Here is a 15,467-nt window from a genome sequence, read left to right as displayed (position 1 = left end):
TTATTGAATTTCACCTTAGGTTAGAATGGCTTCATGAATCCGGTACATTTGGAAACCTTGCTGGCCATCGTGGATGAGGGCAGCTTTGAGTATGCTGCGACGGTGCTGGGGATCACACCGTCGGCAGTTAGTCAAAGAATCAAATCACTTGAAGCATCCACGGGCCGTGTTCTGCTGCGTCGTGCAAATCCAGTCACGGCGACTGATGCCGGGGAAATTTTGGTGCAATCTGCCCGGCGCATGGCACTGGTGCAAGCAGAAACTGATGCCCGCTTAGGCCAACGCTTACAACGTGTGCCGCTGTCGGTGGCTGTCAACAACGACACTCTAGCCACGTGGTTTAAGGCCGTGATGGCGGAGATGGCGCAATACGGTGAGGCAGCGCTGCGGCTGCGCGTCGAAGATGAAACCCGCACCTTGGCTATGCTGCGCCGCGGCGATGTCCTTGGCGCTATTACCCATGAGCAAGCCCCAGTGTCGGGTTGTGTTTCCGAATATTTAGGCACCATGCGCTATGTTGCGGTGAGTACCCCGGATATCAAAACTCGGTTTAACACGGAGTTGGGCCTGGCGTGGCGGCAGATGCCACTGGTGATCTATGGCCCCCAAGATGCCATCTTGGACCGCGCGATGCGCGACCGCGACGTGGAGCTGCACGTTATCCGCGGCCGGGTATCCCAAATTCCGACGTCTGAGGCCTATCTCGAAGCCGTGCGCATTGGCTTGGGGTGGGGAGTGCTGGCAGAAATCCAGGTCCAGCAATATCTCGACTCCGGCGAATTAGTGGCTCTGGATGGCGAGGATATTGAAGTGGACCTGTACTGGCAGCGCTGGCGATTAGAATCTGAAGTTCTGGAAAAGCTCACCAGCAGCGTTATCAGCGCCGCGCGGGCGGCGCTGCCACAACGTAAATGACGCGCGGTACTTTTAGCGGTTAAACAGTGGAAGTTGGAAATCTTCTGGGTTTTTAACTTCCTCACCAGCAGGCAGAGCGCCTGGCAAAGTGGTGCCATCTGCAAATGGCTGACCGCCAAAACGATCCCGGTCATGAGGTTCCATCAACCACGCCATGTCTGGACCGACAGGCACGATCTTGGTGGGGTTAATCTCGGTGTGCACCATGAAGTAGTGCTGCTTGATCTCGGTGAAGTCCGTGGTGTCACCAAAGCCCGGAATCTGGAAGAGCTCTTGCAGGTAGCCGCGGATATTAGGAAGCTCAGCCATCTTGTGACGGGAGCACTTAAAGTGGCTGTAATAAACCGGATCGAAGCGAATCAAGGTGACAAAGAGACGGATGTCGGTCTCGGTGATGTGGTCACCCACCATGTAGCGCTGCTTGCCTAAGCGATCTTCCACCCAGTCCAGTGCTTCCCACATGAACGCATATGCCGATTCATAAGCTTCTTGCGAACCTGCAAAGCCACAGCGGTAGACACCGTTGTTGATGGATTTGAAGATGTAGTAATTGATCTCCTCCATCTCTTCGGCGTGCTGTGCTGGGTAGAGATCCGGTGCGCCCTCGCGCTGGAAATCTTTCCAGTTGGTTATGAGATCGCGCACGATAGAAGGGTAGTCATTGGTGACCACACGACCAGTGGATTCCTCCACGATCGCTGGAACCGTAATTCCACGGGGGTAATCGGGGAAGCGCTTAAAGTAAGCGTCTTGCAAACGTGGAATCTGTAGGACTGGGTCGACTCCGCCTTCATCTAGATCGAACTGCCAAGAGCGCACGTCGTGCGTTGGGCCGGCCAAAGCGAGCGAGATGGTGTCTTCGAGGCCCATCAAGCGGCGTGCAATAACGGTGCGGTGCGCCCACGGACATGCACGAGCTACCGCCAAGCGATAGCGGCCAGCTTCTTGTGGCCAGTGGAATGTGCCATCTCCCTGCTCTGTTGGCTCACTGATCCCGGGGACTATACGATCCTCGATGTAATTGGTATCGCGAATAAACTCTCCATCGGGAGAGGCGTTACGTGCTTCTTGGACTGGTTCCTGCTTATTCTCGGTTGCCATGTCACTCCTTCATTCTATTGTGTTGACGTGTCAACAACTCTAGTTCATTTGCCCCGAAAAATCTAGACCGAACCCACGCATGAGAGATAAAGGTTTGGCAACAGCTGGCAAAATGGTGGGGCGCGCCGACTTAGCTGGCTGTCAGCAGCGACGATTTCGCATAGTGTTTAGGTTATGAGCACGAATACACCGTCCCACGATCAACCTGATAAGGCATCAGACTTTGATGACGAGTTGGGTGTTCCTGCATACAAACCGTCCACCGACTCCACTCCGGCCTCAGCATCTCCAGCTTCCGCTTCGCCGGCCTCTGCTGCCGGCACGGCTGCTGAGTCCACCAGCCCATCGGATCAGCCAACGACGTCATTCGAGCGACCATCCGACGCGGAGATTAAAGCTAGCGAGCAGCGCAAGGCATCCGATAAGAAACCAAGTGGTGTGCGCATCGTCGAAAGTATCGACCCAGTAGCATCCACGCCTTCTTCGCCTTCCGCGGCTTCGGCACCGGCAGCGGCTACCTCTGAGGCAACCCCAGTAGAAACCTCGGGACAGACTCAGGTGGATGCTCCACAAACTGCGGAGCCTACGAAAGGCACCGCGGCACCTAAGGCGTCCGCAAGCACTGGCACTGCAGACAGTGGCTCCACGGGTTCCGCTTCTGGTGGTATCGCAGCTGCGGCTGCTGGTGCTGCTGGTGCAGGCTTTGCCGCGGCGCACGCATCGGGCGCTAAGGATGCTGAGCCGGAGGCTGTGAAGCCTGAAGCCACCCAAGAAGTTCCGCGCTCGAGCGTCTTCGAACGCCCGGGACGTGCTCAACCTCAAGAAATTACGCCCAATACCACCCAGGCTCCTCAGTCCGCTGTTGAGTCCCAACCTACGGAGACGATGAACATGGGCCCTACAACTGGTTCACAGAACAATCCTTACGATGACCGTGATTTCGCCAGCCGCGATACCTCCTTCGACCAATCGCCGACGTCGGTAAACCCGTCCGCTGATTACGGCAATGAACCAACTACCGTGCAGCCGGCTGCAGTACCAGCAGGCGGTGCAGCAGGATACGCGGCGACGCAGCACTTTGATTCACCGTCGCAGTACTCGGATGACACTGCCTTGGCGCTCGATGCCGATAGCGCTGCTGCAGCCCAGGCTGAGGAAGAACAAGCACTGCGTCGTCAGTACGGCAAGCGCGGCACCATTGATTTCGGTTTGCTCTTCATCCGTATCGCGCTGGGTGGCTTCCTCATCGTTGAGGGCGTGCGCACGCTCTTTAGCATCGGAGAGTCCGCTGGCATTTCCGGACTGGAGTCTGAGTATGCTAGCTACTCGATGGCGAATATCCTTGCTATGGGCATTCCAGTAGGACAGCTCGTTGCAGGTGTCTTCCTAGTCCTCGGCCTTCTGACCCCATTTGCATCCATGCTGGCACTTGTTGTTACCGGCTTCATGGCTATCCATGAGTTGGCTGTTTCCGGTGCAGGGTTGGATGTATTCAGCTGGCCTGAGTCTTTGTGGCTGGCACTAGTCTTGTTCGTAGTTAACATTGGCGTGCAGTTTACTGGCCCAGGGTTTATCTCGGTTGACTCCGCCCTTGGCGTGAAGGCACTCTCGAGCCCGGCTCGCCGCCCGCTTGCGTCGTCGTGGGTATTCTTTATCCTCGGTGCAGCGGCACTGGTAGCTGTGTGGTGGTTCGGCGCAGGTGTCAACCCGCTGAACTAATCCGCATTAAGCGCAAGAAAGCGCGCCAGTCAGAATCCTTCGTGGAAATTCTGACTGGCGCGCTTTTGTTTGCACAGCCTTCCTTAGCGCTGCATTTGGAAAAGGGTTCGCCGAATCGCCCGACTAGCCCGGTTATCTAGTCGGGGTGTGTGATTGCCACTTTGCGGCGGAGAGGCTGCTAGATGAGGTCCATTGCCCCCATGCTGCTCAGGTCGTGCGTGTTGCCCACCAGTTTGCCGCCTGGGGTGTGCAGGCGGACTTTGCCGCGGTGGCGGCGCATCCTGCCGCGACTTGGGCCTTTTCGCTTCTTGCGCGGGCCGTCATCATCATTGACGCCGTTGTGGTGCTTACACAGCATCGTCAGGTTCGAGGGCTTTGTATGACCGCCATTCTTATGCGCATCAATGTGGTGGACCTGGCACCTATCGGCAGGCACGTTGCAGTCTGGCCACGGACAGACGAGATTCTCCGCCATGGCTAAAGTCCGCAGCTTGTCTGACGCGAAGCGGGTCTCGTAGAGATTCACTGGTCCGGCGGTGGGATGGAAGAGTCCGACATAAAGCTTGTCACCCAAGCTGCCTTCCATTGCGGCGTTGATGAATTCGGCGCCGGTCATGGTCGTTCCATCAGATAGTCCGATGATGACTTCGTCGCCCTTGCCACAGGAGACTTTAGCGAAATCGTTAAGACCGATAGCGATGACGGTGCGGTATTCCGGCTTGATAAGCCCGGTGCCGCCTCCTTCGACTAAATCCCAGAATGGCTCCAGAAGTGCTTCGGAGCGTGGCTGGTCATCATCCTTGATGGCAGTATCGAGGGTCTTTTCTAAGTCGGTGATTTTCCGTTGGGTATCGGTGATGCTGATAGTCCGTAGGCCATCGGTGACGCGGCCGACGCGTACGCCGCGTTGTTTGGGTTTGTCGCCGCCTTCTTCGGTGACGCGCTTTTTGGCGTAGGCTTCGACTTCTTCTAAAGAGCCTTCAAGGGCCATGAGTTCTGCGCGTAGTTTCCAGGCCGCGCCGCGAGCTTTTAACTTTCTGGCGTGTTTGTTGACCATTAGTAAGTGATTGGCGCTGAGCTGTCGCTCTTCGGCGAGGGCGATAGCGTCGTGCTGGACACGCGGGGAGTCGCAAGGACTAAAAAGTTCGGTGGCGAGGCGGGCGTAATTTTTGGCGAGGGAAACTTCTATGCCTTCGTCGGATAAGTCGTGGGGTGAAAGCTCATCGAAAAGCCGCAAAAAGCCTATTCCGTGGCTGGTGAGAAGCTTGAATGCTTGCCATATATCGTTCATGACTTCGACACTAAAATGGAAAGCAAGTGTGCGCTAGTGCAACCTCGAAAATCTGTGGATAACTACGTTGACGCGTCACCTAACTGCCAAAGTTATCCACAAGCGGGCCACTGAGGCGGTACAATGGCGCCGAAAAGTAACTGAGATCGCGAAAAGGCCGGCGGTTAACCGGCCTAGGAGAGAATCTAGCGCGTGATACTACATGCTTTGCGCAGCGTTGCGAGCGGTGGAATCTTTAAGCGGAACGAACCGGAGCATGAATGCGGTGACGGCCATGGTCGCGATAGCGAACCAAATGAAATCGCTCATGACGAGTTTGAAGACTAGTTCTTGTTCCCAGACATTGATGCTATCGCCCCAGTACCACTTCGGTGGGATGGTCAAAATCAGCAGTGACCACAGGCCGAGGATGGAGATCATGATGCCGGATAGCCAGCTGAGGTGGCGCCAAGTAATAGCGCGGTAGAGCAAGACAGGGATGGCGATGGTGAGCCAGATCCAGTGATGCGACCAGCTGACTGGGGAAATCAGCAGCATGATGAACGCGTTGATCATGAAGGCTTCGATGTTGAGTCCGCGCTTATTCAGCGCAATCATCAACCAGCCACCGAGCACGACGGTGATAATGGCCAGGCAGAACCAAATGATCGTGGTGATCATGCTGGCTGTGTCCATGGCCTCTTGGGAGGTGTAGAGGCGCTCGAGGAAGCCCTTGAGGGAGCTATTGGATTGGTAGGCGGTTTGGACGCCGATTTCGCCGCCGGAGCCCATCGATAAGAGATTGACGGTGAAGTATTCCCACGCCACATCCCAGCGCACGGCCGCGGCAATGGCGGTGGCCACGATGGCAGAGATGCCTGCGGTGATAATCGGTTTGATTTCCTTGCGGACCAAGAAATACAGCAGCATCGCCAAGGGAGTGATTTTGATGGCCGCGGCAATGCCGATAAGCCAGCCTTGCGGTAGCCACTTGAGACGCTTGCGGGGGATTAAGTCCAAAGCGACGAGCGCCATGAGGATGATGTTGATCTGCGCGAAACCGTTATTCAAACGCACGGGTTCAAAGATTAAAACGATGCCCCACACCAAGGCGGTAACAGCGATGACATCGGAGCTAGCAAAACGATTGGTGCGTTGCTTATTTAAGGCGAAAGCCAGCAAAAGCAGCACGAGGCCGATGAGCAGATTGGATAAGATAATGACGATATCGCCGGCCACGGCATCGCTAAACCAATCACCAGCCAGTGGCACCATCACCAGCGCGCCAAAAGGCGGGTAAAGAAACGGTAGCGCGATATCCCCGGCCATCATGGGCACGGAGTAGACCTCGTTGCCGGCCATGAAAGCTTTAACGCCTTCGCGGTAGATGATCATGTCGATGGGAAAATCCGTCGACATCACCTGAATCGCCGTGGTTACCGTGGCGATGATAACCCCAAGTAAGCCAATGAACCCCGCGATAGCGGGGGAGAAGAAGGCTTTGGGAGCAGCGACGTTCGTAGCCGCTGTCGGCACCGGCGGGTCTTGGTCAATATTTGGCGAAGTAGTCACAGGCCATAATGTTAGGCGGTGGGTCAGTACTTCGGTAAATACTGACCCACCGCCTAGTTGAAATGTGGCGAATGTCGTTGATTAAGCGATATGCCCATCAACGATGCGGACTGCGCCCATGTCGGCAGAAGTCGCCATGTTCGCGTATGCGCGCAAAGCCTTGGTGATAGGACGGTCGCGGTTGACCGGGGTCCATGGCTTTTCGCGACGTTCTTGCTCAGCGCGACGACGCTCCAGCTCATCTTCGTCGATGTCCAAGGTCAGTGCGCGCTTGCGTACGTCGATGGTGATCGGGTCGCCATTTTGGACCAGACCGATAACTCCGCCGTGAGCAGCCTCAGGGGAGATGTGGCCAATGGAGAGACCAGAGGTACCACCGGAGAAGCGGCCATCGGTAATCAAGGCGCATGCCTTGCCCAAACCGGAGCCCTTGAGGAAGGAGGTCGGGTGCAGCATCTCCTGCATGCCCGGGCCTCCAGCTGGGCCCTCGTAGCGGATGACGATGACATCGCCAGCTTGCACTTCGCGCTTGAGGATGATGGAGACGGCTTCTTCCTGGGACTCGACAACGCGAGCAGGGCCCTGGAAGTGCCACAGTTCTTCCTCAACACCGGCGGCCTTGATGATGGCGCCATTAGGTGCGAGGTTGCCGCGCAGGACAACCAGACCACCTTGGTCGGAGTAGGAGAATTCTGCGGAGTGGATGCAGCCGTTTTCCTGGTCGGTGTCCAGGGTTTCCCAGACATTGTCGGTGGAAAATGGCTCGGTGGTGCGTACGCCACCTGGGGCAGCCAGGAAGAGATTGCGGGCTTCTTCCAGTTCCTTGCCGCCGCGGATATCCCAGTCATCCAGCCATTCGCCGGCGTCCTTGTACAGCGCGGTGTGAACATTCATCTTCAGGTGACCGGAGCGGCGCAGCTCACCCAAGATGGCAGGGATGCCGCCGGCGCGGTGGACGTCTTCGATGTGCCAGACACCGTTCGGTGCCACCTTGGACAGACAAGGAACAGCGTCGGAGACAGCCTCGATGTCGTTCAGGGTGAAGTCGATGGCGCCTTCTTGCGCCGCAGCTAGGGTGTGCAAGATCGTGTTGGTGGAGCCACCCATGGCCATGTCCAGCGCCATGGCGTTGTAGAAAGCGTCCTTGTTGGCGATATTGCGTGGCAGGACGGATTCATCTTCTTCGCCGTAGTAGCGGCGGCACAGGTCCACGATGGTGGAGCCGGCCTGCTTGAAAAGACGACGGCGGAAAGAGTGGGTTGCCAAGGTGGTGCCGTTGCCCGGCAGCGCCAAGCCCAAAGCCTCAGTCAGGCAGTTCATGGAGTTCGCGGTGAACATACCGGAGCAAGAACCACAGGTTGGGCAGGCAGATTCTTCGACCATAGCCAGGCCGGCATCATCGACATCATCGCTAGCCGATGCGGTGATTGCAGTAATCAGGTCAGTTGGAGCCTTGGCGACGCCATCGACGACAACTGCCTTACCGGCTTCCATAGGGCCACCGGAGACGAAGATGGTGGGGATGTTCAAACGCAAAGCGGCGTTGAGCATGCCTGGGGTGATCTTGTCACAGTTGGAGATACAGACTAGCGCGTCAGCGGTGTGTGCATTGACCATGTATTCCACGGAGTCGGAAATGATCTCACGTGATGGCAGGGAGTAGAGCATGCCGCTGTGGCCCATGGCGATGCCGTCATCGACCGCAATGGTGTTAAATTCCTTCGGCACGCCGCCAGCTTCACGAATAGCATCAGCGACGATGTCACCGACGTTTTTCAAGTGGACGTGGCCAGGAACGAACTGGGTATAGGAGTTGGCGATAGCGACAATTGGCTTGCCGAACTCATTTTCCTTGGTGCCGGTCGCGCGCCAGAGAGCGCGCGCACCCGCAGCTTGCCGGCCGACGGTGGTTACTTTAGAGCGCAGAGGAAACATGAAAATAGATCCTAAAAATCAAAGATGGGGATTATAAGGCGTATAGCGTGGTCAACGCTTTGTGATAAGAAAGTATTCCCTCACTGCCTTGGGCCTTCGGCGAATGCTGCGGGTAAAGGGGGTGTGCTCGCCGCAGCATCGGTAGGTTACTTACTCTACTCCGTTGCGGCGCTGATTCTGAGTCTGGCCATCCGATGGGGGTGTCTCACGGGGTGGATAAAGGTTTCCATTCTGTGGGACGCCTTCATTGGTTTCGGGGACGGCGCTCGCGGCGCCGTCTTGGGCGGCTTGATATTGCGCGTATTCTTCTTTGTCCATCAAGATCTGCTGGCCGTCGCGGTGGACAATGACCACCTTTTCATGAGCTGCGGCTTTCCCCTCGCTGAGTGCGTCGGGGATGCGGCCGCGGGATGCATCGTAAAGCCCTGGCAAAGAGTTAAAGGTAACGCCGGGCAAATTGTGCTTGGTGCCGGTGGAGGTCTCAGCAAAAGCCTTGGAGCCTTGGAAGCCGATGCCTTCGAAGTTGTCCCAAGAAATGGTCTTGCGGCCCTTGAATGCGTAGCGAATGGCAATACCTTTTTCGCCGACGGTGGTCTTGCCGCGCAATACCCAATAAATCCACAGGGCAGGAATTAATACGGTCCAGCCCAAAAGCAGTGGGCTCCAACCGGCCATGATGATGCACACCATGGCCATCAAGGCGATGGCGAAGACGTGGGTGCGCTCGGGCACGAACTCCTTGGTCTCGCCCGTGGGGGCCGGGATAGTGGAAGAGGTAGTTGCGTTGTTGTCGGCAGGGTTGTCAGCAGGCACAGGATCGGTCATGTAAACCTATGCTAATTAGTTTTATTCCCTGGGGTTAATCATGGGATGGGGGATCGGACAAAGATGCAGGTAAATTCCGCACACTGAGATGGGCTTCTCGCGCAATGGGGGTGTTAACTGGACTGAGGAAAATCCGTGTGTATGATGTAGGCCATGATCAATATTCGACTTCAGGTGGTAGTAGTAGCAGCGCGGCGCTTGCCGTAGCGGCCATTTTGAAGTCGTTAAAAGCAAGTGCCCTCGCCAACTCCCACCCGAGTTGAGTCGGGGGCATTGTTTATTTATAGCTCGGCCCACCCACAGCCGATGTTTGATCTGCGCTTGCTCGCCTGCCCGCCACCCGCACGGTGCTAGGACGGGAAAAGTGTCTAATTGAATAATTACTTTGAAAAAGTCCATGACCTAAGGAGCATTACCACCGTGGCAGCTTCCACAACGCCCTCTCCGGCTTCGGTGGCCTCTTCGACTGGCGTAAAGCCAGGACCAAAAGGCCCAGAGCGCATGACTGGTGCACAAGCTATTGTCCGCACCCTTGAAGATTTAGGCACCGACCTAGTCTTCGGCATCCCAGGCGGCGCCGTGCTGCCTTTGTATGATGCACTAAACCGTTCCGAAACTCTTCGCCACGTGCTGACCCGCCACGAGCAGGGTGCTGGCCACGCTGCTGAAGGTTATGCAGTGGCAACCGGCAAGGTGGGCGTGTGTATTGCCACGTCCGGCCCTGGTGCAACCAACTTAGTTACGCCAATTGCGGATGCCAACTTGGACTCTGTTCCAATCGTGGCCATTACTGGCCAGGTGGGCTCTAACCTCTTGGGTACCGATGCCTTCCAGGAAGCAGATATTCGCGGTGTGACGATGCCGATTACCAAGCACAACTTCATCGTCACGGATCCGAATAAGATTCCAGAGGCGATTGCGTCTGCGTTCCACTTGGCGTCGACTGGCCGTCCTGGTCCTGTCCTGGTGGATATCCCGAAGGATATCCAAAATGCGACGATGGAATACACCTTCCCACCGAAGTTCTACATGCCGGGGTATAAGCCAACGACGAATCCTCACAACCGTCAGATCTCTGCGGCAGTGAAGATGATTTCGGAAGCTACCCGCCCTGTTCTCTACGTCGGTGGCGGTGTCATCAAGGCTGATGCTCACCGTGAGCTGCTGGAGTTTGCCGAATTTACCGGCATCCCAGTGGTTACCACCTTGATGGCTTTGGGCGCCTTCCCTGATTCTCACCCACAGCACATGGGTATGCCGGGCATGCACGGTACGGTTCCAGCGGTTGCTGCAATGCAGCGCTCAGACTTGCTTATTGCTATCGGTGCGCGTTTCGATGACCGCGTCACCGGTGACGTTGATACCTTCGCGCCCCACGCGCAGGTTATCCACGCCGATGTGGACCCAGCGGAAATCGGCAAGATTCGCGAAGTTGCCATCCCAATCGTGGGTGATGCGCGTGAGGTACTTTTGGCACTGACCAAGACGTATCAGAATTCCACCAAGTACCCGAAGCCGGAAATCAACGAGTGGACTGGCTACCTTAATGATCTGCAGGACCGTTTCCCACGCGGCTGGGAGCCAACTGAAGACGGCAAGCTCAACCCGCAGCTGATTTTGGAGCACCTCTCGCGTGAAATCGGCCCGGAGGCCATTTACGTCGCAGGCGTTGGGCAACACCAGATGTGGGCTGCACAGTTCATTGACTTTGAAAACCCACGCACTTGGATCAACTCCGGTGGCGCCGGCACCATGGGCTATGCGGTTCCTGCAGCACTCGGTGCCAAGGCCGGTATGCCAGAGAAGGAAGTCTGGGCAATCGACGGCGATGGCTGTTTCCAGATGACCAACCAGGAGCTGACTACCGCAGCTTTGGAAGGTTTCCCCATCAAGGTCGCTGTTATTAATAACGGCAACTTGGGCATGGTGCGCCAGTGGCAGACCCTGTTCTACGAGCGCAACTACTCCAATACCAAGTTGCGTGAGGAGGGGAACTACATCCCAGACTTCGTCAAGCTTGGCGATGCCATGGGTTGCGAATCCATACGCGTTACCACCGAAGAAGAAATCGTGCCTGCTATCCAGCGCGCGCGCGAAATCAATGACCGTCCAGTAGTTATCGACTTCATCGTTGGCGAAGACGCTCAGGTCTGGCCAATGATTTCCGGTGGCGCTTCGAATGAAGAAATCCAGTACGCCGTTGGCCTGCGTCCACTGTTTGATGAAAATGAATCAGCTGCTGAAGAACCGGCGACCATTCACGAAACCGTAGAGGAGATCGAAGACTAATGCCTGCTCCGCACGAAGTCACCCGCCATACTTTGTCCGTCTTGGTCGAAGACGTAGAAGGTATCACCTCCCGCGTCGCCGGCATGTTCACCCGCCGTGGCTACAACCTCGTATCCATTGTCTCCGCACGCACGGAAACTCCCGGCATTAACCGCTTTACCATCGTGGTCGATGCCAGCGAGGTAGTTATCGAACAGGTAACCAAGCAGCTCAACAAGATCATCCCCGTCATCAAGGTTGTTGAGTTAGATGAAGAGACCTCGGTCGCACGTGGCATCATGCTGGTCAAAGTCACCGCTGATAACACCAACCGCCCGCAGGTTGTCGACGCCGTCAACATCTTCCGTGCCCGCGTAGTAGACGTGGCTCAAGAATCCGTCATTGTGGAAGCTACGGGTTCGCCAGGAAAGCTGCGCGCACTGCTCGATGTTCTAGAGCCATTCGGCATCCGCGAACTCATCCAGTCCGGGCACGTGGCACTAAGCCGTGGTCCGAAGGCCATGGCACCCAGCAAGCTCTGATTCACTCAACAAAGTCAATCAGAAGAATCACCTGACGAGAGGGAATCCTCGAGGAAGGCACTCCGGCGCAGCCCACAAGGTTCGCGTCGGTTAGTAGGGGGAGTCCTCATAAGGGAAGCCCTCTCAAAAATTCATAGTAAATTTCTAAAATATCTCATAATGTGAACACATCATCCCGCACTGTGGTACGGTAGATGAAGTGCACCCACACTAGTTCCGAACTTTCCAACGAAAGGGTTAACTCTCATGGCAATTGAGACTTTTTACGACGACGATGCTGATCTGTCGATCATCCAGGGCCGCAAGGTCGCTGTTATTGGTTACGGCTCCCAGGGCCACGCGCACTCTCAGAACCTGCGCGACTCCGGCGTTGAGGTAGTCATTGGTCTGCGCGACGGATCCAAGTCCGCAGCCAAGGCAGAAGAAGCTGGCTTTGAAGTAAAGTCTGTTGCAGACGCCACCAAGTGGGCAGACGTTATCATGATCCTGGCTCCAGATACTTCCCAGGCTTCGATCTTTACCAATGACGTCGAGCCAAACCTAGAAGAGGGCAACGCGTTGCTCTTCGGCCACGGCCTGAACATTCACTTCGACCTGATCAAGCCAGCTGACAACATCACGGTCGGCATGGTTGCGCCAAAGGGCCCAGGCCACTTGGTTCGTCGTCAGTTCGTTGACGGCAAGGGTGTTCCTTGCTTGATCGCAATTGATCAGGACCCTAAGGAAGAAGGCCACGACCTCCTGCTGTCTTACGCTGCCGCAATTGGCGGCGCACGCGCGGGCGTTATCCCAACCACCTTCGAGGCGGAGACCGTTACTGACCTCTTCGGTGAGCAGGCAGTTCTATGTGGTGGCACCGAAGAACTGGTCAAGACCGGTTTCGAGGTTCTGACCGAAGCTGGCTACGAGCCAGAAATGGCTTACTTCGAAGTTCTGCACGAGCTGAAGCTGATTGTTGACCTCATGTTCGAGGGCGGCATCAGCAACATGAACTACTCGGTATCTGATACCGCTGAGTTCGGTGGCTACGTCTCCGGCCCACGCGTTATCGACGCTGGCACCAAGGAGCGCATGAAGGACATCCTGGCCGATATCCAGGACGGCACCTTCACCAAGCGTCTGCTGGCTAACGTTGAAGGTGGCAACAAGGAGCTCGAAGGCCTGCGTGCATCTTACAACGATCACCCAATCGAGCAGACCGGTAAGAAGCTGCGCGATCTGATGAGCTGGGTCAAGGTTGACGCTCGCGCTGAAACCGCTTAGGTCGTAAATACGATTTAACCAGAGCTATTTCGCTAGTTCGAAATAATCTTCATAAGCGGCTAGCCCGCAAGGTTGAGATACCTTTGCGGGCTAGCCGCTTTTGCGATCTCTAAACAAAAGCACCCCCACGGTAATAATGTCCGATCGGACACGCGCGGGAAGTTGATTTGCGGTATAAGCTCGAAGGCATGGGTTTTATTACGCCAAGCTATGACCTTTTGGACCTTTTCAAACGCATTGACCGCGGTGATATCCAAGTTCCCGATTTCCAGCAAGACTACACCTGGGACGAAGACCATATTCGCTCCCTATTAGTTACTGTCCTGCGCGGCTACCCAGTGGGTGCGGTGACTGTCTTAGATACACGCGATGAAAAGATGCGCTTTAAGCCGCGTCCATTAGCTGGCGCACCGGCTACCGACAATAACCCCGGCATGCTGTTATTAGATGGCGAGCAGCGCCTGACCACCTTGTATCACTGCCTGCGTGGTTCCGGGAATATCCGCACCACCAACTTCCGCAACGAAACAGTGATGCGCCGCTACTTTGTCGACTTACGCCGGGCAGTATCTGAAGGGCTGCTTCCCGATGAGTCAGTCTTCGCCGTTGATGATGACGGCTATGTGTGCTCGCACTTTGGCCCCAGCTTGGACTACCCATTAGATAGGGAAGAGGCCTATATTCGCAGCGGTTGCGTCCCCGTATCTATGCTGTTGTCTGAAGAAGGCACGCGCATCATCTTATCCATGGCCGCCCACGTCGCTGGCAGCGTAAACGCAGCCGCCGACGAAGCAAGCAGCAAGAGCACGTCTACTGACAGTACAGCGAGCGAACAGCAGCTTAATTACGCGGAGCTCGCCGAGTTTCACAACCGCGTGCTTTTCCCACTGGCAGGCTATGACGTGCCGATGATTCGGCTGTCGCGCGAAACCGCGAGTGCTGGTGTGGGAACGATTTTCGCCCACGCCAATAGGTCTGGCAAGGACATGGATGTCTTTGACTTAGTCACAGCGGTCTTTGCCTCCGAGGACGAGGATTTCCGGTTGGCGGATGATTGGGCCAAGCGTGAAAAAGCCTTGCGGAAATACCCGGCGCTTAATGGCATCACGCGCACGCAATTCCTTTCTGCAGTCTCCTTGTATTCCACGGCAGATTCCGGCCATGCAGGCGGTCAGCGCGAAGATATTTTGAACCTGAATCTATCGGAGTACTTGGCAGCAGCCGACAAGCTGCAAATTACTTTCCAGGAAGTCGCAGAGTTCTTGCGCCAGCGCTGCATCTTCAACCAGGAACAAGTCCCGTATACCGCACAGATTATCCCGCTCGCGGTCATTCTGGCGCGCCTAGCACCGATTACCGGATGTCTGTCCTCCCAGCAGGCCTGGGATAAGCTCAACCGCTGGTTCTGGTCGGGCGTCTTTGGTGAGCTCTATGGCTCGGAAGCCGTCAAGTTGCGGGCAGCACGCGATGTGGAAGAGGTCTGCGCGTGGATTTTAGGCACCCGTGACGAAGAGCCGAAGTCCGTGCGTGAAGCGGAGTTTAAAGAATCCCGGCTTAATTCCGCAGATGAATCCAGCGGTATCTACCACGCGCTCTATGCGCTTTTGATGGCCCGCGGCGCAAGGGACTGGCGCAGCGCGAAAGTCTTTGACAAGACCTCGTTCTTCGAGCTGAGTACAGGATTTCACCAAATCTTCCCCGATACCTGGTGCGCAAAATTCCAGGTGGATCCCGCCTTGGCCAGCTCAGTGCTCAACCACACCCCAATGGGCAAGCGCACCGAAGTCGTCATCGATGGGCAATCGCCGGCACGGTATCTATCCCGTGTGCAATCGAAATCGATTATGGAAGACGCAGAATTCGACACCGTATTAGCCTCCCACGAACTCAATGCGGAGCTTTTACACGACGCTGACTTTGACGGGTTTATTCGGGATCGACGCGAGCGCTTTGTCGGAATGGTCGAACACGCCATGGGCAAAAACATCATCCGGGATCTCAGCACAGTTTAGGCACCCAAGCTGCTAGGCAATTCGGCCTTCAACTGGGTGTTTCCC

11 protein-coding genes are annotated in these 15,467 nt (G+C 56.1%); 6 read left to right on the top strand and 5 right to left on the bottom strand.

Annotated features, from left to right (window positions below):
* Positions 1–33 precede the first annotated feature (33 nt).
* A complete protein-coding gene (locus CSTAT_RS07630; RefSeq protein ID WP_066837073.1) occupies positions 34–915 on the top strand; it encodes an ArgP/LysG family DNA-binding transcriptional regulator in 882 nt (293 codons plus the stop codon).
* 12 nt (positions 916–927) lie between these two features.
* Here the strand turns inward: CSTAT_RS07630 and CSTAT_RS07625 are convergent, their stop codons facing one another.
* On the bottom strand, positions 928–2,016 hold the full coding sequence (locus CSTAT_RS07625; protein ID WP_075723001.1) for a glutathione S-transferase family protein: 1,089 nt from the start codon (positions 2,014–2,016) through the stop codon (positions 928–930).
* Positions 2,017–2,190: 174 nt separating this feature from the next.
* Between CSTAT_RS07625 and CSTAT_RS07620 the strand changes: the two genes are divergently transcribed.
* Positions 2,191–3,735, top strand: coding sequence for a DoxX family protein (locus tag CSTAT_RS07620; protein ID WP_075723000.1), 1,545 nt, complete (start codon positions 2,191–2,193; stop codon positions 3,733–3,735).
* A 178-nt stretch (positions 3,736–3,913) separates the two neighbouring features.
* Here the strand turns inward: CSTAT_RS07620 and CSTAT_RS07615 are convergent, their stop codons facing one another.
* From CSTAT_RS07615 to CSTAT_RS07600, 4 genes are all read right to left on the bottom strand, one after another.
* The gene (locus CSTAT_RS07615) at positions 3,914–5,026 is read right to left on the bottom strand and encodes an HNH endonuclease signature motif containing protein (RefSeq protein WP_075722717.1); all 1,113 of its coding nucleotides are present in this window, start codon (positions 5,024–5,026) and stop codon (positions 3,914–3,916) included.
* A 198-nt stretch (positions 5,027–5,224) separates the two neighbouring features.
* On the bottom strand, positions 5,225–6,577 hold the full coding sequence (locus CSTAT_RS07610; RefSeq protein WP_244892804.1) for a glycosyltransferase family 87 protein: 1,353 nt from the start codon (positions 6,575–6,577) through the stop codon (positions 5,225–5,227).
* Between the two features lie 81 nt (positions 6,578–6,658).
* Entirely contained in the window at positions 6,659–8,512 is a 1,854-nt protein-coding gene (ilvD, locus tag CSTAT_RS07605; RefSeq protein ID WP_075722999.1) for a dihydroxy-acid dehydratase, read from the bottom strand.
* Positions 8,513–8,662: 150 nt separating this feature from the next.
* Positions 8,663–9,337, bottom strand: coding sequence for a PH domain-containing protein (locus CSTAT_RS07600; protein ID WP_075722998.1), 675 nt, complete (start codon positions 9,335–9,337; stop codon positions 8,663–8,665).
* 420 nt (positions 9,338–9,757) lie between these two features.
* On the opposite strand from CSTAT_RS07600, the gene CSTAT_RS07595 reads away from it, so the two are divergent.
* From CSTAT_RS07595 to CSTAT_RS07580, 4 genes are all read left to right on the top strand, one after another.
* A complete protein-coding gene (locus CSTAT_RS07595; protein WP_075722997.1) occupies positions 9,758–11,626 on the top strand; it encodes an acetolactate synthase large subunit in 1,869 nt (622 codons plus the stop codon).
* Positions 11,626–12,147, top strand: coding sequence for an acetolactate synthase small subunit (gene ilvN, locus CSTAT_RS07590; RefSeq protein WP_066794568.1), 522 nt, complete (start codon positions 11,626–11,628; stop codon positions 12,145–12,147). Before CSTAT_RS07595 ends, ilvN begins: the two co-directional genes overlap by 1 nt.
* A gap of 246 nt (positions 12,148–12,393) precedes the next feature.
* Positions 12,394–13,410 (top strand): ketol-acid reductoisomerase, encoded by a 1,017-nt coding sequence (gene ilvC / locus CSTAT_RS07585; RefSeq protein WP_066838191.1) that lies wholly within the window; start codon positions 12,394–12,396, stop codon positions 13,408–13,410.
* 188 nt (positions 13,411–13,598) lie between these two features.
* A complete protein-coding gene (locus tag CSTAT_RS07580; RefSeq protein ID WP_075722996.1) occupies positions 13,599–15,422 on the top strand; it encodes a GmrSD restriction endonuclease domain-containing protein in 1,824 nt (607 codons plus the stop codon).
* Positions 15,423–15,467 lie beyond the last annotated feature (45 nt).

Source organism: Corynebacterium stationis (assembly GCF_001941345.1).
GTDB classification, from domain to species: Bacteria; Actinomycetota; Actinomycetes; order Mycobacteriales; family Mycobacteriaceae; genus Corynebacterium; species Corynebacterium stationis.
Note: the sequence above shows the minus strand (reverse complement) of the source record. Positions and strands in the feature narration are given on the sequence as shown.

Excerpts from the sequence above, each read along its gene's own strand:
- ilvD (WP_075722999.1), bottom strand. The coding sequence starts at position 8,512 with ATGTTTCCTCTGCGCTCTAAAGTAACCACCGTCGGCCGGCAAGCTGCG.
- CSTAT_RS07580 (WP_075722996.1), top strand. The coding sequence starts at position 13,599 with ATGGGTTTTATTACGCCAAGCTATGACCTTTTGGACCTTTTCAAACGC.
- CSTAT_RS07620 (WP_075723000.1), top strand. The coding sequence starts at position 2,191 with ATGAGCACGAATACACCGTCCCACGATCAACCTGATAAGGCATCAGAC.
- CSTAT_RS07630 (WP_066837073.1), top strand. The coding sequence starts at position 34 with ATGAATCCGGTACATTTGGAAACCTTGCTGGCCATCGTGGATGAGGGC.
- CSTAT_RS07600 (WP_075722998.1), bottom strand. The coding sequence starts at position 9,337 with ATGACCGATCCTGTGCCTGCTGACAACCCTGCCGACAACAACGCAACT.
- ilvC (WP_066838191.1), top strand. The coding sequence starts at position 12,394 with ATGGCAATTGAGACTTTTTACGACGACGATGCTGATCTGTCGATCATC.
- CSTAT_RS07625 (WP_075723001.1), bottom strand. The coding sequence starts at position 2,016 with ATGGCAACCGAGAATAAGCAGGAACCAGTCCAAGAAGCACGTAACGCC.
- CSTAT_RS07615 (WP_075722717.1), bottom strand. The coding sequence starts at position 5,026 with ATGAACGATATATGGCAAGCATTCAAGCTTCTCACCAGCCACGGAATA.
- ilvN (WP_066794568.1), top strand. The coding sequence starts at position 11,626 with ATGCCTGCTCCGCACGAAGTCACCCGCCATACTTTGTCCGTCTTGGTC.